Annotated in this window: 1 protein-coding gene; it reads left to right on the forward strand. The window is 69.6% G+C overall.

The window, feature by feature from the left end:
* A partial coding sequence (locus MUW49_RS19980) for a hypothetical protein (RefSeq protein ID WP_244813114.1) occupies positions 1 to 375 on the forward strand: 375 nt, incomplete at both ends.

The following is a 375-nucleotide window of genomic DNA, read 5'->3' on the forward strand; positions in this document are numbered from 1 at the left end:
AGTGAGCCTGCCGGGCGATGCCAAGGCCGGGGACACCCTCAAGGTGAGCGGCCAGGCCGACCGCCTGTTGACCGATGCCGACATCACGGCGGGCAAGGTGGGTTACGAGTTTGACCGTCCGGCGGACGGCGTGACGCTGACCGTGACCGCCACCATCGTGGACGCGGCGGGCAACGTCTCGCTGCCGGGCAGCGACAGCGCCACCATGGGCGACACCACCGCGACCGGCGCGCCGACCGTGGTCATCACCGAAGACGTGAACAACGACGGCACCATCAGCCACACCGAGATCAGCGGCAAGGTGGACGTGGAAGTGAGCCTGCCGGGCGATGCCAAGGCCGGGGACACCCTCAAGGTGAGCGGCCAGGCCGACCG

Source organism: Aeromonas sp. LsrichE-8G, from assembly GCF_022869435.1.
Taxonomy (GTDB): Bacteria; Pseudomonadota; Gammaproteobacteria; order Enterobacterales; family Aeromonadaceae; genus Aeromonas; species Aeromonas caviae.